The 17,929-nt window shown below is 68.3% G+C and carries 22 protein-coding genes and 1 riboswitch; of the genes, 8 read left to right on the top strand and 14 right to left on the bottom strand.

The window, feature by feature from the left end; all coding sequences use genetic code 11:
* Window positions 1–3: 3 nt before the first annotated feature.
* The 7 genes from ACFO0G_RS04245 to ACFO0G_RS04275 form a co-directional block, all read right to left on the bottom strand.
* A complete protein-coding gene (locus ACFO0G_RS04245; protein ID WP_376976555.1) occupies window positions 4–606 on the bottom strand; it encodes a fluoride efflux transporter FluC in 603 nt (200 codons plus the stop codon).
* Entirely contained in the window at window positions 603–1,091 is a 489-nt protein-coding gene (locus tag ACFO0G_RS04250; protein WP_376976556.1) for a universal stress protein, read from the bottom strand. The genes ACFO0G_RS04245 and ACFO0G_RS04250 overlap by 4 nt, the downstream gene beginning before the upstream one ends.
* A 124-nt stretch (window positions 1,092–1,215) precedes the next feature.
* Window positions 1,216–1,306, bottom strand: a riboswitch (Fluoride riboswitch).
* 72 nt (window positions 1,307–1,378) lie between these two features.
* The gene (locus ACFO0G_RS04255; protein WP_376976557.1) at window positions 1,379–2,203 is read right to left on the bottom strand and encodes an alpha/beta fold hydrolase; all 825 of its coding nucleotides are present in this window, start codon (window positions 2,201–2,203) and stop codon (window positions 1,379–1,381) included.
* A gap of 52 nt (window positions 2,204–2,255) precedes the next feature.
* Window positions 2,256–2,927, bottom strand: coding sequence for a haloacid dehalogenase type II (locus tag ACFO0G_RS04260; protein ID WP_376976558.1), 672 nt, complete (start codon window positions 2,925–2,927; stop codon window positions 2,256–2,258).
* A 49-nt stretch (window positions 2,928–2,976) separates the two neighbouring features.
* Entirely contained in the window at window positions 2,977–3,585 is a 609-nt protein-coding gene (locus ACFO0G_RS04265) for a flavodoxin family protein (protein WP_376976666.1), read from the bottom strand.
* A gap of 227 nt (window positions 3,586–3,812) precedes the next feature.
* Window positions 3,813–4,229: a DUF302 domain-containing protein gene (locus ACFO0G_RS04270; RefSeq protein ID WP_286398716.1), complete on the bottom strand. Its 417-nt coding sequence runs from the start codon at window positions 4,227–4,229 to the stop codon at window positions 3,813–3,815.
* Window positions 4,230–4,273: 44 nt separating this feature from the next.
* Window positions 4,274–4,531 carry a metal-sensitive transcriptional regulator gene (locus ACFO0G_RS04275; protein WP_043452296.1) on the bottom strand — a complete coding sequence of 86 codons (258 nt, stop codon included), beginning with the start codon at window positions 4,529–4,531 and terminating at the stop codon, window positions 4,274–4,276.
* A 124-nt stretch (window positions 4,532–4,655) separates the two neighbouring features.
* Between ACFO0G_RS04275 and ACFO0G_RS04280 the strand changes: the two genes are divergently transcribed.
* From ACFO0G_RS04280 to ACFO0G_RS04315, 8 genes are all read left to right on the top strand, one after another.
* A complete protein-coding gene (locus tag ACFO0G_RS04280; protein WP_376976559.1) occupies window positions 4,656–5,273 on the top strand; it encodes a rhodanese-like domain-containing protein in 618 nt (205 codons plus the stop codon).
* Window positions 5,270–6,028 carry a sulfite exporter TauE/SafE family protein gene (locus ACFO0G_RS04285; protein ID WP_376976560.1) on the top strand — a complete coding sequence of 253 codons (759 nt, stop codon included), beginning with the start codon at window positions 5,270–5,272 and terminating at the stop codon, window positions 6,026–6,028. The genes ACFO0G_RS04280 and ACFO0G_RS04285 overlap by 4 nt, the downstream gene beginning before the upstream one ends.
* Before the next feature lie 22 nt (window positions 6,029–6,050).
* The gene (locus tag ACFO0G_RS04290; RefSeq protein ID WP_286398726.1) at window positions 6,051–6,392 is read left to right on the top strand and encodes a rhodanese-like domain-containing protein; all 342 of its coding nucleotides are present in this window, start codon (window positions 6,051–6,053) and stop codon (window positions 6,390–6,392) included.
* Window positions 6,393–6,439: 47 nt separating this feature from the next.
* Window positions 6,440–6,736 carry a rhodanese-like domain-containing protein gene (locus ACFO0G_RS04295; protein ID WP_286398729.1) on the top strand — a complete coding sequence of 99 codons (297 nt, stop codon included), beginning with the start codon at window positions 6,440–6,442 and terminating at the stop codon, window positions 6,734–6,736.
* A 51-nt stretch (window positions 6,737–6,787) separates the two neighbouring features.
* Window positions 6,788–7,150 (top strand): thioredoxin, encoded by a 363-nt coding sequence (gene trxA, locus ACFO0G_RS04300; RefSeq protein WP_286398732.1) that lies wholly within the window; start codon window positions 6,788–6,790, stop codon window positions 7,148–7,150.
* Window positions 7,151–7,154: 4 nt separating this feature from the next.
* Window positions 7,155–7,559: a rhodanese-like domain-containing protein gene (locus tag ACFO0G_RS04305; protein ID WP_376976561.1), complete on the top strand. Its 405-nt coding sequence runs from the start codon at window positions 7,155–7,157 to the stop codon at window positions 7,557–7,559.
* A gap of 99 nt (window positions 7,560–7,658) precedes the next feature.
* Window positions 7,659–9,059, top strand: coding sequence for an MBL fold metallo-hydrolase (locus ACFO0G_RS04310; protein ID WP_376976562.1), 1,401 nt, complete (start codon window positions 7,659–7,661; stop codon window positions 9,057–9,059).
* A gap of 146 nt (window positions 9,060–9,205) precedes the next feature.
* A complete protein-coding gene (locus ACFO0G_RS04315) occupies window positions 9,206–10,483 on the top strand; it encodes an MFS transporter (RefSeq protein WP_376976563.1) in 1,278 nt (425 codons plus the stop codon).
* Between the two features lie 8 nt (window positions 10,484–10,491).
* Here the strand turns inward: ACFO0G_RS04315 and ACFO0G_RS04320 are convergent, their stop codons facing one another.
* The 7 genes from ACFO0G_RS04320 to acsA all read right to left on the bottom strand — a co-directional run bounded on the left by ACFO0G_RS04320 (window position 10,492) and on the right by acsA (window position 17,928).
* Complete coding sequence (locus ACFO0G_RS04320; RefSeq protein ID WP_376976564.1) at window positions 10,492–11,220, bottom strand: GAF and ANTAR domain-containing protein; 729 nt, start codon at window positions 11,218–11,220, stop codon at window positions 10,492–10,494.
* Between the two features lie 71 nt (window positions 11,221–11,291).
* A complete protein-coding gene (locus ACFO0G_RS04325) occupies window positions 11,292–12,344 on the bottom strand; it encodes an alpha/beta fold hydrolase (protein ID WP_376976565.1) in 1,053 nt (350 codons plus the stop codon).
* Window positions 12,310–12,552 (bottom strand): acyl carrier protein, encoded by a 243-nt coding sequence (locus ACFO0G_RS04330; RefSeq protein ID WP_376976566.1) that lies wholly within the window; start codon window positions 12,550–12,552, stop codon window positions 12,310–12,312. The genes ACFO0G_RS04325 and ACFO0G_RS04330 overlap by 35 nt, the downstream gene beginning before the upstream one ends.
* 22 nt (window positions 12,553–12,574) lie before the next feature.
* Window positions 12,575–14,059: a 2-oxo acid dehydrogenase subunit E2 gene (locus ACFO0G_RS04335; protein WP_376976567.1), complete on the bottom strand. Its 1,485-nt coding sequence runs from the start codon at window positions 14,057–14,059 to the stop codon at window positions 12,575–12,577.
* A complete protein-coding gene (locus ACFO0G_RS04340; protein WP_286398752.1) occupies window positions 14,052–15,044 on the bottom strand; it encodes an alpha-ketoacid dehydrogenase subunit beta in 993 nt (330 codons plus the stop codon). The genes ACFO0G_RS04335 and ACFO0G_RS04340 overlap by 8 nt, the downstream gene beginning before the upstream one ends.
* A complete protein-coding gene (pdhA, locus tag ACFO0G_RS04345; RefSeq protein WP_286398754.1) occupies window positions 15,041–16,096 on the bottom strand; it encodes a pyruvate dehydrogenase (acetyl-transferring) E1 component subunit alpha in 1,056 nt (351 codons plus the stop codon). The genes ACFO0G_RS04340 and pdhA overlap by 4 nt, the downstream gene beginning before the upstream one ends.
* Complete coding sequence (gene acsA / locus ACFO0G_RS04350) at window positions 16,093–17,928, bottom strand: acetate--CoA ligase (RefSeq protein WP_286398757.1); 1,836 nt, start codon at window positions 17,926–17,928, stop codon at window positions 16,093–16,095. Before acsA ends, pdhA begins: the two co-directional genes overlap by 4 nt.
* Window position 17,929 lies beyond the last annotated feature (1 nt).

Raw genomic sequence — 17,929 nt, forward strand, 5'->3', positions numbered from 1 at the left:
GATTCACCGGCCCGCCTCCTGCCGGGCGGTCTGCCGGGTGGTTGCCCGCGAATGGCGGCTGGCAGCCAACCAGATCCCCGCCACTGTTGCCCCGGCACCACCAGTCAGGGTGGCGGCGAGGTAGAGCAGCCCGTCGGTGAGGCGTCCGGCGTCCAGGAGGGTGTTGGTCTCCAGTGCGAGCGTGCTGTAGGTGGTGAACGCGCCCATGAATCCGGTCCCGGCGAGCAGGCGGATGATCCTGCGCATTCCGGTGTCCGGCCCGCGGCGCACCAGCGCTTCGAGCAGGGCACCGAGCAGGAGGGCCCCGGCCAGATTGATGACGAGGGTGGGCAGCGGCCATCCGCCCGGTGCGGGCAACAGCATGCTGAGCCCGTAGCGGGCCAGGGCGCCAAACACGCCCCCGGCGATCACCACCAGCACATATCCGGGATGCAGGTGGACCGGGCGATGGGCACGGACTTCCCCGAGGGCCCCCGCATCGGGGTCGATATCCGCGGCGGATTGCTCCCCCGTGCCACTGCCTGCCGGAAGTAGATCCTCCTCCCCTGCCGGTGCCTCCGGGGTACGGGACGATGCTGCGGTCCCCGGAATGGGCGGTTCCGTCATCGGCCCTCCTTCGGGTGGTGCTTGGTGTGGGGGGCGAGCGGGACCACCAGGACGGGCCGGTGCTGGCGGTGCGTGAGGTGGACGGCGACGGAGCCGACCAGGAGTTCCTCGAAGCGGGCGCCAAACCCGCGTTCGCGGGTACCGACGACGATGACCGACGCGTCCGTGGATTCCGCCAGCCGTCCCAGCGCCCTGGCGGGGTCCCCGGCCAGGGTCACGAAGGACCAGTCGATCCCCGCCCCGCGAAGGGCGTCCGTGAGGTGCCCGGAGAGGCCGGCGCTGATGCCTTCGATGTCATCGTCAATACCGTCGGGGTCGATCGGCAGCGCCTCGACCCGCCCGTCGGGTTCCTCGGCGAGGTAGGTGGTGACGTCAACGTAGGCGCAGATCAGTTTCACGCCCAGGCTGTACGCCAGTTCAGCGGCACGGTGTGCCACGGCCAGCGGCTGCCCCGGGACCACCCCCATCAGCACCGGCCCGCTCATTTTCGCTGGCTGGAAAGCATGGCTTTTGCTCAATGGCTTCTCCGGGTAACTCATATGCGCTCCTGTCGCGTAGGGCAGGAAAACCGGGCCGGGATGCGGGCATGGCTCACCTACCTTCGTATCAGCAAAGGCAGGAACCATCAGCCACGAGGCGGTTCGAACACCGCGCACCGTGCGTGCGAAGCGTTCCGGCGGGATCCATCACCGTGAACAGAGACTACAGGCACTCCCGCAGGGACCGCCAGCCATCGCGCAGCCTGGCTCGCGGAGCCCAGGCGCGGCGTTACCTACTGTCCCGTTGCCAGATGCTCCACCATCGCCTTGGCAACGGCGTCCGGTGAATCCTCGGTGGGGATGTGCTTACCGTCCACCTCCACCAGGTCCGCATTGGGGATCCCTTCCACGTACCTGCGGGCAAACCCGATCTTCTGGAAGTCGTCGTCCCGGCCCCACACCAGGCGGGTGGGGATGGCGGCTTCCTTGAGGGCCGGCACCAGGTCCAGCGTGTAGCGCGGATCGGCGGCCGCTGCCATGGCCATCCAGGAACGCCCCCGGGCCGGAGACTGCCAGGGCGACAGGTAGTCCGCCAGTTCCTCCTCGCTCAAGGTCCGGATGGCGCAGCCCTGGGTGGACTTGCGGCGGGCGGCCAGGAGGTCCTCTTCGGTGGTGTTTGCCCGGACGTCGGGGTCCCGGAAGCGCTCGACGGCGGGAACCGGCCAGGAGTCGAACATGACCGCGTTCATCAGCACCATCTTCCGCACCCTCCCGCTGGTGGCGGCGAGCTGCTGGGCCACGCCGCCGCCGATGTCGTGGGCCGCAACGTCGAACTCGCCTATGCCCAGGGCATCCGCGGCCTTCAGCACGGTTTGCGCCAGGGCCGGGACGGTGGCCTGCTCTGCGTCCAGTTCTCCCCCGCTCCGGCCGAAGCCCGGAAAGTCCAGCGCGTAGCAGCGGCTGTGTTCGCCGAGCGCCGGCAGGACTGGCTGCCACACACGGCTCCAGAATGTGCCGTGCAGCAGGATCAGCGGCGGGGCGGACTCATTCCCCGCGGCGAGGTAGGACAGCGGGACGCCGTCCACGTCAACGGTGCGGCGTTCAACGGGCTGGGCCATGGGTGGTCTCCGTTTCGAGGTTGGGGATGCGCGTAACGGCGGGGCCCTGCCGTTACGCGGCGAGCACCGCGGGCAGCCCGGTGAGGGCCGGGATGGTGATGTCCGGGGACTGGAAATAGGAGGGGTAGCGGGCACCGGTCCGGTTGATCCACGCGGTCCGCATACCGGCTTTGGCTGCCCCGTGGATGTCCCAGGGGTGCACGGCGACCAGCAGCATTCCCGAAGGTGCCGCTCCGGCCGCTGTTGCCGCGTAATCGTATGCAGCCCTGGCCGGCTTCCAGGCAGGGGCGTCCTCCACGGAGAGAAGCTGCTCGAATTTGTCCCTGACGCCGCCGGCAACCAACAGTTTGTCTGTGTTGGCGGCGGCGCCGTTGGTCAGGGTGACCAGCCGGTGCCCGGCTGCGGCGAGGGCGCGGATGCCGTCCGGGACGTCCGGGTGAAGGGAGAGGTTCTGCAGGGCAGCCATGACGCGTTCGACGGCGGTGTCCAGGTTCCCGGAGACTCCTTCGGCTCCTAGCAGGGTGCGGAGGGCATCGGCGCCGATGGTGGCGAAGGATTCCTTGCCCCCACTGGCGGTGAGGGCGAAGCCGTCGCGCAGGAGCGTGGCGAACCAGAGCTTGGCCAACGCGCGTGGTGCCCCAACCTGGGCGAAGGCCTCGCCGAGCGGGGCCATGTCGGAGAGGGTCTCGTTAACGTCAAAAACGATGACCAATGGTTCGGACATGATGTTCCTTTCCTGTTCCGACAGGCAGCCCCAGCGCTGGGGCTGCCTGTTACTTGGCCGGGTACTGGTTGGACCGCAGGAACCTGGCCAGGTGGACGGCGTTGCGGGCAAGCCCTGCGTTGGTGGAAGCCACCGGGTCCGGCACCTGCTCGAGGTCCTTGAAGTCCACGGTCTGCATGGCCTCCCCCACCCAGTAGGTGCCGCCCTGGGCTGGAAGGCTGAAGCCGACGTCGTTCAGTCCCTGCATCAGGTCGGCGATGGTCTTGTGGGCCCCGTCCTCGTTTCCCACCACGGCAACCGTGGCAACCTTGCCGTACATGACCGGCCGGCCGTCGTCGTCCGTTTCTGCCAGGTCGGCGTCCAGCCGCTCCATGACCTGCTGGGCAACGCTGCAGGGATGGCCCATCCAGATGGGGGTGGAGAGGACCAGGATGTCCGCGGCCAGGATCTTTTCGTGGATTGCGGGCCATTCGTCGCCATTGCCCATGTCCACCTGCACGCCGCGCTTCACGTCATGGTCCACGATGCGCAGCGACTCGGTGGCGACCCCATGGCCTTCCAATTCGTCAAGGATGTGCTGGGCCATCAGTTCACTGCTGGACGGTTCCGGGGAGGGTGTGAGGGTGCAGACGAGGGCAAGAGCGGACAGGGTGGACATCAGCGGGGCTCCCTTGATTTTCGCGACCAAAATAGTCAGTCTACTTAGCAATAGATCACATGGGTACTGCCGGGACTACGGCTGGCCGCCGCTGCGAGCAGGCCTGCGCCGACCTCCCCGCGTCATTGGGCTGAGGGCTGGGAGACAGCCCACGGCTTTTAAAGCAAGAAACGCTGGGCCCCGCCGTTACGGCGGGGCCCAGCGTTGTGGCTTCAGGTGCGGAGCGCCTACTCCGTTGCGCCACTCAAACTGGCAAGGGCCTTGCGCAGGCGGGTGCCGGCGTCATCCGCCACTTCTTTGACGGAAGGTGCGCTGCTGAGCTGCACCATGGTCTGAGGATCGATCGCCTCCACGATGGTCGCGTCCGCCGAGCTGTTGCGTCGCACCACGACGTTGCAGGGCAGCAGGGCACCCATTTCCGGTTCGGCGGCCAGGGCCCGGCTGGCAAGGGCCGGGTTGCAGGCACCAAGGATGACGTAATCCCCGACGGCGTCCGCGGCTTCAGCGCCAAGCTTGGCTTCGAAGGTGGACCGGACGTTGATTTCCGTCAGGATTCCGAACCCCTGCGCGGCAAGGGCTTCGCGGGTGCGTTCCACGGCTTCGGCCCAGGGAAGGGAGACGGTGGTGGCCAGGGTGTAGGTCATGATGCTCCTTGAGGTTGCTGCCGGTCCGCTGATGGGGCGTTGACTTATGCCAGGGAGAGGAAAAGCTTCTCCAGGTCCTTCCGGTCCATGGTTTCGTCCTTCTGGACGATGCACTGCTCCAGCCCGGTGGCAATGATGGCGAAGCCTGCGCGGTCGAGGGCCTTGGATACGGCAGCCAGCTGGGTGACGACGTCCTTGCAGTCGCGGCCTTCCTCGAGCATCCGGGTGACGGCGGCGAGCTGGCCCTGGGCACGCTTGAGGCGGTTGATCACGGGCGTGAGTTCGGTGGGGTTCAGTTCCATTAGGGGTCTCCATTGATGAGGGGCTTGGCCTTAACTGTATACCCCAGAGGGTGTTTTGACTACCCCCGGGGGTATCTGCAATACTCGGTGGGGTATCCACCCGACCCCTTCCGAGAGGCCACTTATGACTTCCCCTTCCAAAGCAACCGCCGTCACCGCACTCGCCCCCGAAGCACTCCAGTCCTGGATCAAGGAGCACCAGGACCTCGTGGTGATCGACGTTCGCTCTGCCGCAGAGTTCGAGTCCATGCACATCCGCGGCTCCTACAACGTTCCGCTGCCCCTGCTCTCCGAGCACACCGATGAACTCGCTGCCCGGCTGGGCAGCCGCGTTGTCCTGGTCTGCCAGTCCGGCGTCCGCGCCGAGCAGGCCCGCCAGCGCATGGCCACCGTTGGCCTGGACACCGCCTACGTCCTCACCGGCGGAGTTCCCGGCTTCGCTGCCGCCGGCGGCGACGTAGTCAAGGGCAAGGACCGCTGGGACCTGGAACGGCAGGTCCGCCTGGCCGCCGGCTCCCTGGTGATGCTTGGCCTGGCCGGCGGCAAGTTCGTCTCCCCCAAGGTCCGCATGCTGGCAGGTGCCATCGGCACCGGGCTGACCTTCTCGGCCGCGACCAACACCTGCGCCATGGGCAAGGCCCTGTCCGCCATGCCGTGGAACAAGGCCGCCAAGGAACCCACCCGCGAAAGCGCCATCCTGCAGCTTCCCGTGCAGGCGGCTGAAAAGGGCGCTGCGGCATGATCGCGGCCCTGGGACTGGGGCTCGTCGTCGGCGTCGTACTGGGCGTAGTGGGCGGCGGCGGGTCAATCATCGCCGTTCCAGCGCTGGTGTACGGCGTGGGCATGAGCCCCGCCCAGGCCGTCCCCACCTCACTGCTGGTGGTGGGCATCTCCTCACTGGCGGCCCTGCTCCCCCGCCTCCGGGAGGGCCTGAACTGGCCCGTGATCGCCCTGGTGGGTGCCGCCGGCATCCCGGCTGCCTGGGCCGGGGCGGCCGTGGGCAAGCTGCTGGATCCCAACATCCTGATGCTCGCATTCGCCGTGATCATGGTGGTGGCGGGCATCCGGATGCTCAAAAAGCCCCGGGAAACCGAGGGATCCTGCAGCGTTGGACCAAACCGGGCCTTCCGGTCCTGCGCCCCGAAGGCCGTAGGCGTCGGACTGCTGGTCGGGTTCCTCACCGGACTGCTCGGCGTGGGCGGCGGCTTCCTGATCACCCCCGCGCTCACCATCTTCCTGGGCCTGCGGATGAAGCAGGCCGTGGGAACCTCCCTGGCGATCATCGTCATCAACTCGGCCGCCGGGTTCAGCGCGCACGCGGCCGGCTACACCATCGACTGGGCTACCACCCTGGCATTCGCGGTACCGGCCATCCTGGGTTCCGTATTCGCCGCCCGGCTGGCCCGCCGCCTGCACGACAAGCACATCCGCATCTCATTCGCGGTACTCATCTTCGCCGTCGCGGCGTGGGTCACCGCCGGCACGGTCACCGCCTGACCCTTACCAACAGGAGAACACCATGGGACTTCTCGACTCATTCAAGAAGGCCTTCAGCAAGCCCTACAAGACGATCTCCGTGGCGCAGGCCAAGGAACTCCTGGGCTCCGGCGCCACGCTGATCGATGTGAGGTCCGCCCAGGAGTGGCGCACCGGCCGCGCACCCCAGGCCAAACACGTTCCCCTGGATCGGCTGCAGACCAGCACTGCCGGCATCCAAAAGGCCCGCCCGGTGATTGCCGTCTGCGCCTCCGGCGTCCGCTCCGCCTCGGCAGCCAGGCTCCTGGCCGCCAAGGGATATGACGCCTACTCGGTGCGCGGCGGCATGGCCGCCTGGCGCCAGGCCGGCGAAGCCGTCCGCTAGTCCAACCCCACCCCACCAGCCGCAACCCATTTCAAAGGAGAACCCCCATGGCTGAAATCACCATCACCGAGACCGACCAGCGCCGCTCCACGGCGCGCATCCTGGACGTCCGCGAGGACTTTGAAGTCGCCGAGGGCATGATCCCCGGCGCCCTGCACATCCCGATGGGCCAACTGCAGGCCCGCCTGGGCGAGCTTGACCCGGCCGTCCCCGTGATCGCCGTCTGCCGCAGCGGCAACCGCAGCGCCGCCGTCGCCGATGCCCTCAACGGCGTTGGCTACAAGGCAGACACCATGGCCGGCGGCATGACCGCCTGGACCCGCGCCGGACTCCCCACCACCTAGGCCCCCACAGGGACACCCACCAAACTTCCGCCCGAAAGGACACGACAGACCATGGCAACCATCGACATCACCCAGCAATCCTTCGCCCAGACCCTGGAAGACAACAGCATTGTCTTCGTCGACTTCTGGGCAGCCTGGTGCGGCCCCTGCCGCATGTTCGCCCCCACCTACGGCGCCGCCGCAGAACGGCACCCGGAAATCACCTTCGCCAAGGTGGACACCGAAGCCGAACAGGCACTGGCCGCCGCGGCAAACATCACCTCGATCCCCACACTGATGGCCTTCAAGGACAAGACCCTGGTCTTCTCCCAGCCCGGAGCCCTCAACGCCACCGGCCTCGAGGAGGTCATCCAGGCTGTGAAGAACCTGGACATGGACAAGCTTCGGGCTGAAGCCGGACACCAGCACGCCTAAGTCCATGCCGGACCAGCGAACGTTCCGCAGCATCACGGCGGACGAACTCGCCGCGGTGTGGCCCCGGGCCACGCTGGTGGACGTCCGGAGCCGGGAGGAGCACGCCACCGCGCACGTCCCGGGAAGCCTGAACATTCCCCTGGACGAGCTGGCCTCCCGGCTTAGCGACCTGCCAAACAGCACGATCCACCTGATGTGCGGGTCAGGAAAGCGCAGCAGCCAGGCCGCACGGATCCTCACCGACCGCGGATACACCGCGGTCAACGTGGCCGGCGGCATCACCGAGTGGTACCGGGCAAGCCACCCAGTCACCTACCAACAAGTACCCGAAGAGCCACCCGGCCAACGCCCCGGGTCCATACCGGGACGCCTCCGCACGTTCTTGACACGGCTGTTCCACCGGACATAGCACCCGGGCCGCAGTCCACTTGCAGGATACCCCCGGGGGTATCTATACTGGATGCAGAACAAACCCCCAATCCCCTTTCAAACCGAAGGAGAGCACCAGATGCTTATCGAGCGCATTTACGACGAAGACCTCGCCCAGGCCAGCTACCTGATCGGCTGCCAGGCCAAGGGTGAAGCGATCGTGGTGGACGGCCGCCGCGACATCGCCGTCTACCAGGACCTGGCCGCGAAGAACGGCATGAAGATCGTGGCCGTCACCGAGACCCACATCCACGCCGACTACCTCTCCGGCACCCGCGAACTGGCCGCCGCCACCGGCGCCAAGATCTACGTCTCCGGCGAAGGCGGCCCGGACTGGCAGTACGAGTTCGATGGCGAGAGGCTCTACGACGGCGACACCATCTCCCTGGGCAACATCAGCATCAAGGCAGTGCACACCCCGGGCCACACCCCCGAGCACCTGTCCTTCCTGGTCACCGACGGCGCGTTCAGCGACAAGCCCGGCTACCTGCTCTCCGGAGACTTCGTCTTCTCCGGCGACCTGGGCCGCCCGGACCTGCTGGACGAAGCAGCCGGCGGCGTCGACACCCGCTTCGAGGGCGCCAAGCAGCTGTTCGCCAGCCTGCGCGACAAGTTCCTCACCCTGCCGGACTACGTCCAGGTCCACCCCGCCCACGGCGCCGGCAGCGCCTGCGGCAAGGCCCTGGGTGCCATCCCCTCCTCCACCGTCGGCTACGAACGCCTCTACGCCTGGTGGGGTCCCTACCTCGCCGCCAACGACGAGCAGGGCTTCATCAACGAACTCCTCGACGGCCAGCCCGACGCCCACGCCTACTTCGGCCGCATGAAGCGCGAAAACCGCGTAGGCCCCGACGTCATGGGCGAACGTGCCCCGCTGAAGGAACTGGAAACCGCCGGCGTCGCTGAAGGCCTGGCGGAAGACACCCTGACCTTCATCGACACCCGCTCCAACAGCGAAGTCCACCAGGGCACCGTGGTCCGGTCCCTGAACATTCCGGCCGGCAAGTCCGTGGCCAGCTACGGCGCCTGGGTGGTGAACCCGGAGACGGACAAGAACCCACTGGTGCTGCTGGCCAAGGACCAGGAGCAGGCGCAGGACATGTGGGACCACCTGGTCCGCGTGGGCATCGACAACGTGGCAGGCTACCTGACCAGCATCGAGGGGCTCCCCACCTTCACCCCCAAACTGATCCAGCCCGAGGACCTCGAGGGCTTCGACGCAGCCATGGTCCTGGACGTCCGCAACAAGACCGAGCACAAGGCCGGGCACGTCCCGGGCTCGTACCAGCTCAGCGGCGGCCGCGTCATGTGGCACCTCGATGAGCTGCCGGTCGGCGGCACCATCGTGTCCTACTGCCAGTCCGGCGTACGGAACTCCGTAGCGGCCAGCGCCCTGCGCCGTGCCGGGTACGACGTCGTGGAACTCGACGGCAGCTACGCCGCCTGGAACGCCAAGCAGAACAGCGTTCCCGCCGTCTAGCCAACCCACCGAAGACCACCCGGGCAGGACCCCCCTCCTGCCCGGGTTCCGGTCTGGTTGCGTCCCCAGCGCATCCGGACCCGGCCCGGGCGTGCCCCCACACGCCCGGGCCACTTTTTTGCCATCAACCGAACGGAGCACCCGCAATGCGCGGCAGAACACCCGCCCTCCACATCCCCGGTTTGCCCGCCGCGGCGCTGGGCCTGCGGCAGAACCTGGCGCAGTTCATGCTGCTGGTGGCCGTCAACGCGCTGGTAGGCGGCACCCTGGGCCAGGAGCGCACGGTCCTGCCCCTGCTGGCCTCGCAGGAATTCCACCTCGACCTCTACACCGGCGCGCTGACCTACATCCTGGCCTTCGGCCTGTCCAAGGCCGCGATGAACTACTTCGCCGGCACACTCTCCGACCGGTACGGCCGCAAACCGGTCCTCATCGCCGGCTGGCTGGCAGCGGTACCGGTGCCGCTCATGCTCATCTTCGGCCCGTCGTGGGGCTGGATCGTAGCGGCCAATGTGCTGCTCGGGATCAGCCAGGGCCTCACCTGGTCCACGGCAGTAATCATGAAAATGGACCTGGTGGGGCCAAAGCAGCGCGGCCTGGCCATGGGCTTCAACGAGGCCGCGGGCTACCTTGGCGTGGCCGTCACGGCATTGGCCAGCGGCTACCTGGCCACCGCTTTCGGCCTGCGCCCCGCCCCCTTCCTGCTGGGCGCCGCGTACATTGCCCTCGGCCTGGGACTGACGGTCCTGGCCGTCAAGGAAACCCACCACCACGCCAGGACCGAGGCCTCCCAGCACGTCAGCAGCCAGGGCAATACCCATGCCGGCCTCACCACCGGCCAGGTCTTCACCCTCACCAGCTTCAAGGACCGTTCCCTCTCGGCAGCCAGCCAGGCCGGCCTGGTGAACAACCTCAACGACGGCCTGGCCTGGGGCCTCTTCCCTGTCCTGTTCGCCGGTGCCGGGCTGAGCCTTGGCCAGATCGGCATCCTGGCCGCCGCGTACCCGGCGGCCTGGGGCGCCGCCCAACTCGTCACCGGCGCCGCGTCCGACCGGTGGGGGCGCAAGTGGTTCATCGCCGCCGGGATGCTGGTCCAGGCCGCCGCCCTGGGGATCATCGCCTCAGCGCACGGCTTTGGACCCTGGCTCGCCGCCGCCGTCGTCCTTGGCCTTGGTACCGCGTTGGTCTATCCCACCCTGCTCGCCGCGATCGGCGACGTGGCCCACCCGGCCTGGCGGGCCCGCTCCGTGGGTGTGTACCGGCTATGGCGCGACGGCGGATTCGCCGTGGGTGCCCTGCTGTCCGGTGTCCTCGCCGACCTCTACGGCATCCCCGCAGCCATTGCCGCAGTCGCGGTTCTCACCGCAGCGTCCGGCGTCGTGGTTGCCGTCCGGATGCGCGGCAACGACCACGCACTGCGGTAGGGGCAGGCTCAGGACTCGAAGAAGGTGCTTGTGGCAGAGCCGTCGATGCCGGCAACGACCGAGCGGGCGACGTCGTACAGCTTTTCGTTGCGCCTGCTTGAGACGTCGCGGAGCAAATTGAAGGCCTCCTCTCCGGAGCAGCGGCTCTGGGCCATGATGATGCCCCGCGCCATGTCTATGGCAGTCCGGTGGCTCATTGCTGCCTCAAGGTCAACTGCCTTCAGCTCCGCCCCGGCAATCCTCAGCCCCAGCCGAAGCGCACGGGCGGCTACCTGGGCGAACTCCCCCGCATCCTTGGAGACTTCCCCGGTGAACACTCCGGCACCCGCCGCAAAGAAGTTCAAGGCAGCCGACGCTTCGCTGCCTAAATCGAGTGGGACGCCAAGGACGCTGTCAAAGCTCGTGGCTTCCAGTTCCTTCCGGAACGCCGGCCACCTCGCATCGGACGGGGCATCCAGCAGGGACGGTTCCCCGCTCTGCAGCGCATCAGTACATGGTCCGTCTGCCAGGCGTTGCTCATGGCCGTCCAGCAGGATTGCCTCATCATCGCTGCCCGCGATGGTGGGGGGCCGCCTTCTCCGGTAAAGGGTGACGGCACATTCGACCTGCGTGCCCGCGGTCCTGGTCATTGCCGCCGCAGCGATACCGGTGATGCCCTCCAGGAGTCCCCTGATGTCGTCCATGTCGGCAACAAGATCGTGCAACTGCTCGAAATTACTCGCATCGTCACGTTCCATGGAGGCATTTTAAGCCACTCCTGCCCGTCGAATCAGCCCGCCGTCCGCGGTGCAGGCGCAGTGGGCGTAAATCAGCCCGCCGGCGCAACGAACCGCCGGATCTCCTCTGCCATCCGCTGAGCCTGCGTCCAGTGCAGGTAGTGCCCGCCTTCCAGGGGCAGGACCTGGTGCCGGGTGACATTCTTCAGCAGGTTCTCCGCGGCGGCGGTCTTGGTGGCAGTCCTGTCATTCTTTTCGTCGGCAACAAAGGCCAGGACTGGCAGGTCGTCGGGATAGGTGACGCCCCTAAGGGCGGCGGCGTTGTTCGCGATGCGGGCAGTTTCATCAGCCACGGCAGGATTGCCGATGTTCCACAGCATCATGGTGCGCATCCGCTGCAGCTCCTCATCCGAATAGGCGGCGCTGTCCGGGTCCACGAGGCCCGGTGCCAACGCTGCAACCACGCGGACCAGCCCGGTGGCTGCCACCAGCCTTATCCAGTTGATGCCGGGCTGCGCCTCCTCCACCGGGTGGTCCCCCGGCTTGGGAATGGTGGCGTCGATGCCCACCACCGCTGAAACTTCCGGGCGGTACCGGTTGGCGTAGTCCAGCAGGTAGAACCCGGCGATGGAGTGGCCTGCCAGGATGTACGGCTGCCGGACCTGGAGCTTGGCCAGCACCTCGTGCAGTTCGTTGCTGATGTGCTCGTTGGTCCGGGCACTGGCCTCCATGTCGCTGTAGCCGTACCCGAACCCTTCCACCACAATGACGTCGAAGCCCTTGAGCTCGCGGATCAAGGGCGCGAAGTCCAAGCCGGGGGCCGCGGTTCCCAGCCCACTGAGGAGGATGATGGGCTGGCCCTGGGCCGTCCCGCCGTCGTTCCCGCCCCTGACCACATTCAAGGATCCGCCGGCCACCGCCACCCGCTCGCCGTAGGGCGCCAACGTTGCCTTTTCCCGCTGCTCCAGGAGCAGGTTGGCAACGGTGGAAACGAGGACCAGCCCAAGGACAACCAGCGCCGCGATACCCAGGCGGAGCGGCCAGCGCCGTCGCCGCCGTGGCTTCACCGGGTCCTGCCCGCGGTCTTTCACCGGGGTTCCCACCGCAGCGTCACCCGTGCGCAGCGACGTAGGTGACCAGCCCATCCACGGTTGCCACGGCCGGGTAGTCGGCCTCCGGGATGTCCACGCCGGTGGTCTCCGCGATGACCTGCACCAGGCGGAGGAAGTCCAGCGAGTCCAGTTCCAGGTCCTGGCGCAGCCTGGCGCCGCCTTCCAGGTCTTCGGGTTCGACGTCGGGCGCTACTTTCCCGATCGCCGCCTCCACCGCCTGGCGCGCATCCTGCTGGTTCATGGTTCCTCCTCGCTTGCAGGTTTCACAGGTGTTCCGGTGCCTGCAGCAGTTCGTCGATGCGGGCCAGGAACCGGCCGCCGCGCAGCCCGTCGCTCACCCGGTGGTCCGCGGACAGGGTGGCGATGGCGGTGTGCCGGATGCCGAGCATCCCGTTGTGCGCCCAAGGCTGCTCCAGGACCTTCCCGAATCCCACCATGGCCACCTGCGGCGGGTAGATCACGCCATACACGCTTTCGACGCCGAGGTCGCCCAAATTGGTCACCGTGATGGTGGGGTCGGCCATCTCCGCGCGCTGCAGCCGGCCCGCCCGGGCCCGGCCCACCAGGTCGCGCAGCTGGTCCATGAGTTCGTCCAGGCTGAGGGTGTCGGCTTCGTGCAGGGCCGGGGCCACCAGCCCGCCATGCCGCAGTGCCACGGCGACGCCCAGGTGCACCTCGTTGCTGGGGTGGAACGTGCCTTTGGTGAAGAAGCCGTTCATGTCCGGCACCTCCTTGGCCGCGAGCGCGGTGGCCTTCAGCAGCAGGGCGGACGGCACCAGCCGCGACGTCACCGGCCGCTGCTGGTTCGCCGCCTGCATCCAGGCCATCGCAGCCGCCAGGTCCAGCGTGGTGGACAGATAGTAGTGCGGGATCTCCTTCTTGGACCGGGACATCAGTGCGCCGACCGCCTGCCGCAGGCTCTCCGCCTTGCCGCCGGCCGCCGTCGGGCGTTTCCGCTGTGGCGCCTCTTCCGCGGCTTCGTGCGTGGGTTCCGGGAGTTGGGCTTCCGACGGCGGTGCTTCCGCCGGCTTTTCCGTCACCTGTTCCCGGGGTGGCCGTCCCCTGGGCGGGACGGCGGAAAGGACATCGTCCTCTGTCACCGCGCCACCCGGGCCTGTTCCGTTGACGTCCTGCAGGTCCACACCCAGTTCGGCCGCCAGCCGCCGCGCCAGCGGCGAGGACCGCACCCGCCTGGCTTCGGCGGGTGCCGGGGCTTCCGGCGCTTCAGGCGTGGGGGCTTCCTGCGGCGCCGCGGGGGTGACGGACGCAGCCGCGGCGCGTTCGACGTCGGCCCGCACAACCTCGCCGCCGGGCCCGCTCCCGGTGATGCGTCCGACGTCGACCCCCAGCGTGTGCGCAAGGTGCCGGACCGGCGGGGAAGCTTTGACAACCGGCTCCTCGTGCCCGGCCCCGGCACCGGGGTGAGCGGGCGTTGGCTCCCGGGCTTCCAAAGGTGAGCGGGCGTCGGGGGAAAGGGGGCCGGAAGTGAGCGGGGGTTGCGGGAGTTCGGCGGGGGTGGCGGTGATCCGGGCGATGGGGGTGCCCACGTCCACGGTGTCGCCGATGTCCACCAGGAATTCGGCCACCACACCTTCCTGGAAGGACTCGATGTCCATCACGGTCTTGTCCGTGTCCACCGCCGCCACCAGGTCGCCCTTGTGGACATAGTCCCCGGGCTTGACCAGCCATTCCACCACCTTGCCGTGCTCCATGTCCGCGCCCAGGGACGGCATCCGGAACTCAGCCACCGGCGCCCACGGCCCTTCGTGCGGCCGCCATGACCCGCTCCACCGACGGCAGCGCCGCCTGCTCCAGGTGCTTGGCGTACGGGACGGGCACCTCCTCGCTGCACACCCGCTCCACCGGCGCGTCCAGGTCGAAGAACGCCTGCTCGCTGATCCGGGCGGCGATCTCCGCAGAGATGCTGCCGCTGCGCCACCCCTCGTCCACCACCACGGCCCGGTGCGTCCTGGCCACACTGTCCAGGAGGGTGTGCGTGTCCAGCGGGCGGAGGGTGCGCAGGTCCACCACGTCAGTCCCGATACCCTCGCCGGCCAGCTGGTCCGCGGCCTCCAGCACCAGGGGCAGCGTGCCGCCGTAGGTGATGAGGGTGACCGTGTCCGCGCTTCCGTCCGCCTGCCGCAGGAGCGCCGCCTTGTCGATGCCGACGGCCCCGGCGTCCTCGTCGAGCTCGCCGGCCACGTTGTACAGCGAGCCGTGCTCGAAAATCAGCACCGGGTCCGGGTCCTGCAGTGCGGTCCACAGCATGCCGCGGGCGTCCGCCAGGGTGGCCGGGGCCAGGATCCGCAGCCCGGGGATGTGCGCGTACCAGCCCTCCAGGCTGTGCGAGTGCTGGGCACCCAGCTGCCGGCCCGCGCCGGTGGTCATCCGGATGACGATGGGAACGTTGAACTGGCCGCCGGACATGTGCAGCAGGGTGGCGGCATTGTTGATGATCTGGTCCAGCGCCAGCAGGCTGAAGTTGACCGTCATGATTTCGACGACGGGCCGCATGCCGCCCAACGCCGCGCCGATGCCTGCACCCACGAACCCGGATTCGGAGAGCGGGGTATCGCGGATCCGCTCCGGTCCGAATTCCTCCAGCAGGCCCAGGCTGACGGCGAAGCTGCCGCCGTACCGGCCCACGTCCTCACCCATCAGGAACACGCGTTCATCGCGCTGCATCGCGTCGCGGAGGGCCGCGCGCATGGCTTCCCGGTACGTGGTTTTCATCCTGCCGCCCCGCCTTTCCTTGACCCTTCTCCGCTTCCTGCCGTGCCGCCGTCGCTTCCGTCATCCGCCCGGTCGCTGTACACGAACCGCGCAAGCTCGGACACCGGTTCCGGCGTCCCGTTTTCGGCGAATCCGACGGCGGTGCTGATCTCCGCGTCCACGTCCGCCTGCAGATCTGCCCACTCATCGTCCGGCAGCTGCCCGGCGGCCTGCATGGCGCCCTGCAGCAGGCTGATGGGGTCCCGTTCCATCCACTGCGCCACCTCGGACTTCTCCCGGTAGAGCTCGGGATCGAACATGGAGTGGGCGCGGAAGCGGTAGGTGCGCAGTTCCAGGAAGTGCGGGCCGCCGCCGGACCGCACCGCGTCCACCGCGCGCCGGGCGGCTTCCTCCACGGCCAGCACGTCCATGCCGTCCACCGCCCACGCCGGTATTTCGTAGGCCGCCGCCTTGAGCGCGATGTCGGTCTGCGATTCGGAGCGCCCCAGCGCGGTTCCCATGGCGTAGAGGTTGTTTTCGCAGCAGAACAGCACCGGCAGCTGCCACAGCGCGGCCAGGTTCATGCTCTCGTGGAACTCCCCTTCTGCAACGGCGCCCTCGCCGAAGAAGCAGACGGTAACCTGCTGGCGCCCGGCCATCCGGTCCGCGAGCGCCAGGCCGACGGCCAGCGGCAGTCCGCCGGCCACGATGGCGTTGCCGCCGTAGAAGCGGGTGGCGGCGTCGAAGAGGTGCATGGAACCGCCGCGCCCACGGCAGCAGCCCTCGGCGTGGCCGTACATCTCGGCAAGGATGGCACCGGCGGAGACACCGCGCAGCAGGGCATGCCCGTGTTCGCGGTACGTGGCCACCACGGCGTCCTCCGGCGCCAGGGTCTCCATCACCCCGGCCGCCACGGCTTCCTCGCCGATGTAGACGTGCAGGAACCCGCGGATCTTGGCCGCGCTGTACAGCTCGATGCATTTCTCCTCGAGGCGGCGCACCCGCAGCATCTGCCGCAGGAGGTGCATCGCGTGCCCCGCATCCGGAACGCCCTGGTTCCTGAGGGTGGTCATGGCAGGTCCTTCAGGGTAGCTGCCGGTCCCGCCGGGGATTCCAGCGTGGACGTGTCGCCTTCCGGCAGCCCCAGTTCCCGTGCTTTCAGGAGCCGGCGCAGAATCTTGCCGCTGCGGGTCTTGGGCAAGGTGGCGGTGAAGTCCAGCAGCCTGGGCGCGACGGCGGCGCCCAGGCGTCTCCGGGCGAAGCCGATGATGTCCAGCTGCAGCTCCTCGCTGGGTTCGTGGCCGGCCCTGAGTTCCACGAAGGCCTTCACCACTTCCCCGGCCACCGGATCCGGCACGCCGATCACCCCTGCTTCTGCCACGGCCGGGTGTTCCATGAGGCAGCTTTCCACCTCGAAGGGGCCGATCAGGTGGCCGGAGGACTTGATCACGTCGTCGCCGCGGCCAACGAACCAGAAGTAGCCGTCGCCGTCGCGCTTTGCCAGGTCCCCGGTGAGGTACCAGCCGCCGGCGAAGCAGCGCCGGTACCGCTCCTCCTCGTTGAGGTAGCCGCGGAACATCGAGGGCCAGCCGGGGCGCAGCGCCAGCTCCCCCATGGTGTCCGGCTCTTCGACGAGGACGGCCTGGCCGTCCTTGATGATGGCTTTGCCGTCGGCGTCGCGGGCCACCAGGGCAGCCTCGATGCCGGGCAACGGCCTGCCCATGGAGCCGGGCCGAATGTCCATGGCCGGATAGTTGGCAATCATGATCCCGCCGGTCTCGGTCTGCCACCAGTTGTCATGCACCGGCAGGCCCAGCACATCCTGGCCCCACACCACCGCCTCCGGGTTCAGCGGCTCCCCCACACTGGCTATGAAGCGCAGTGCGGAGAGGTCATGACCGGCAGCCCGTTCGCCACCGGCCTTCATGAGCATCCGCAGGGCCGTGGGCGCGGTGTACCAGACGGTGACGTGCTGCTCCGCAAGGATCCGGTACCAGCGGTCGGCGTCCAACTCCTCCTGGTCCACGATGGCGGTGACCCCGTGCACCAGCGGCGCGATGATGCCGTAGGACATGCCGGTCACCCAGCCGGGATCCGCGGTGCACCAGTAGATATCGTCCGGGTGCAGGTCCAGCGCGAAGCGGCCGGTGGCGTAGTGGGCGGCGACGGCGTCGTGGACGTGGATGGCTCCCTTCGGCGTGCCCGTGGTGCCGCTGGTGAAGTGCAGCAGGGCCATGTCCGCGGGCTGCGTGTCCGCGATCTCCTCGATGGGGTCAACCTGGGCCAAAAGTGCGGCCAGGTCCAGGGTCCCCGGTTCCGGCCGGCCGTCCGCGTCCACCAGCAGGACGTGGCGGAGTTCGGGCAGGGCGTCCCGCACCGGCGCCACCTTTTTGCGGTACAGCGCCCTGGTGGTCACCAGTGCCCTGCCGGTACCCAAGTGCAGCCGCTGCCGCACCGGCTCGGGGCCAAAGGCGGAAAAGAGCGGGCAAAAGACGCTGCCGTTCTTGAAGGTGCCCAGGACGGCGACATACAGATCCGGACTGCGGCCCAGCAATGAGAAGACCCGCTCGCCGCGCCCCACGCCCAGGCCCTGCAGCACTGCAGCGAACCTTCCGGAGAGCTCCGCAAGGTGCCCGTAGCTTAAGGACCGGGTGCCGCCGTCGGCCTTGACGAAACGCAGCGCCTCCCTGTCGCCGCGGCCTTCTGCCACGTGGCGGTCCACGGCCTCGTACGCGATGTTAAGCCCCCGGCCGCCGGGCAACCCGGACAGCGCCTGGCGCGCCTGGTCCCAGGTGAAATCGTTCCGGGCGGCATCGTAATCCGGCATGTTCGGTGGCACCGGGAAGGCAGCCACGTCCTTGGTGATGGCGGCCCAGCGCGTGGAACCTTCAACTCCGGTGGTCATG

Source organism: Arthrobacter sedimenti (assembly GCF_042652025.1).
GTDB classification, from domain to species: domain Bacteria; phylum Actinomycetota; class Actinomycetes; order Actinomycetales; family Micrococcaceae; genus Arthrobacter; species Arthrobacter sedimenti.

Coding starts and splice junctions, on each gene's coding strand:
- ACFO0G_RS04245 (WP_376976555.1), bottom strand. CDS start 606: ATGACGGAACCGCCCATTCCGGGGACCGCAGCATCGTCCCGTACCCCG.
- ACFO0G_RS04310 (WP_376976562.1), top strand. CDS start 7,659: ATGCTTATCGAGCGCATTTACGACGAAGACCTCGCCCAGGCCAGCTAC.
- ACFO0G_RS04260 (WP_376976558.1), bottom strand. CDS start 2,927: ATGTCCGAACCATTGGTCATCGTTTTTGACGTTAACGAGACCCTCTCC.
- ACFO0G_RS04275 (WP_043452296.1), bottom strand. CDS start 4,531: ATGGAACTGAACCCCACCGAACTCACGCCCGTGATCAACCGCCTCAAG.
- ACFO0G_RS04255 (WP_376976557.1), bottom strand. CDS start 2,203: ATGGCCCAGCCCGTTGAACGCCGCACCGTTGACGTGGACGGCGTCCCG.
- ACFO0G_RS04295 (WP_286398729.1), top strand. CDS start 6,440: ATGGCTGAAATCACCATCACCGAGACCGACCAGCGCCGCTCCACGGCG.
- ACFO0G_RS04305 (WP_376976561.1), top strand. CDS start 7,155: ATGCCGGACCAGCGAACGTTCCGCAGCATCACGGCGGACGAACTCGCC.
- ACFO0G_RS04285 (WP_376976560.1), top strand. CDS start 5,270: ATGATCGCGGCCCTGGGACTGGGGCTCGTCGTCGGCGTCGTACTGGGC.
- ACFO0G_RS04330 (WP_376976566.1), bottom strand. CDS start 12,552: ATGAACCAGCAGGATGCGCGCCAGGCGGTGGAGGCGGCGATCGGGAAA.
- pdhA (WP_286398754.1), bottom strand. CDS start 16,096: ATGACCACCCTCAGGAACCAGGGCGTTCCGGATGCGGGGCACGCGATG.
- ACFO0G_RS04265 (WP_376976666.1), bottom strand. CDS start 3,585: ATGTCCACCCTGTCCGCTCTTGCCCTCGTCTGCACCCTCACACCCTCC.
- ACFO0G_RS04320 (WP_376976564.1), bottom strand. CDS start 11,220: ATGGAACGTGACGATGCGAGTAATTTCGAGCAGTTGCACGATCTTGTT.
- ACFO0G_RS04325 (WP_376976565.1), bottom strand. CDS start 12,344: ATGGGCTGGTCACCTACGTCGCTGCGCACGGGTGACGCTGCGGTGGGA.
- trxA (WP_286398732.1), top strand. CDS start 6,788: ATGGCAACCATCGACATCACCCAGCAATCCTTCGCCCAGACCCTGGAA.
- ACFO0G_RS04315 (WP_376976563.1), top strand. CDS start 9,206: ATGCGCGGCAGAACACCCGCCCTCCACATCCCCGGTTTGCCCGCCGCG.
- ACFO0G_RS04290 (WP_286398726.1), top strand. CDS start 6,051: ATGGGACTTCTCGACTCATTCAAGAAGGCCTTCAGCAAGCCCTACAAG.
- ACFO0G_RS04270 (WP_286398716.1), bottom strand. CDS start 4,229: ATGACCTACACCCTGGCCACCACCGTCTCCCTTCCCTGGGCCGAAGCC.
- ACFO0G_RS04280 (WP_376976559.1), top strand. CDS start 4,656: ATGACTTCCCCTTCCAAAGCAACCGCCGTCACCGCACTCGCCCCCGAA.
- acsA (WP_286398757.1), bottom strand. CDS start 17,928: ATGACCACCGGAGTTGAAGGTTCCACGCGCTGGGCCGCCATCACCAAG.
- ACFO0G_RS04340 (WP_286398752.1), bottom strand. CDS start 15,044: ATGAAAACCACGTACCGGGAAGCCATGCGCGCGGCCCTCCGCGACGCG.
- ACFO0G_RS04250 (WP_376976556.1), bottom strand. CDS start 1,091: ATGAGCGGGCCGGTGCTGATGGGGGTGGTCCCGGGGCAGCCGCTGGCC.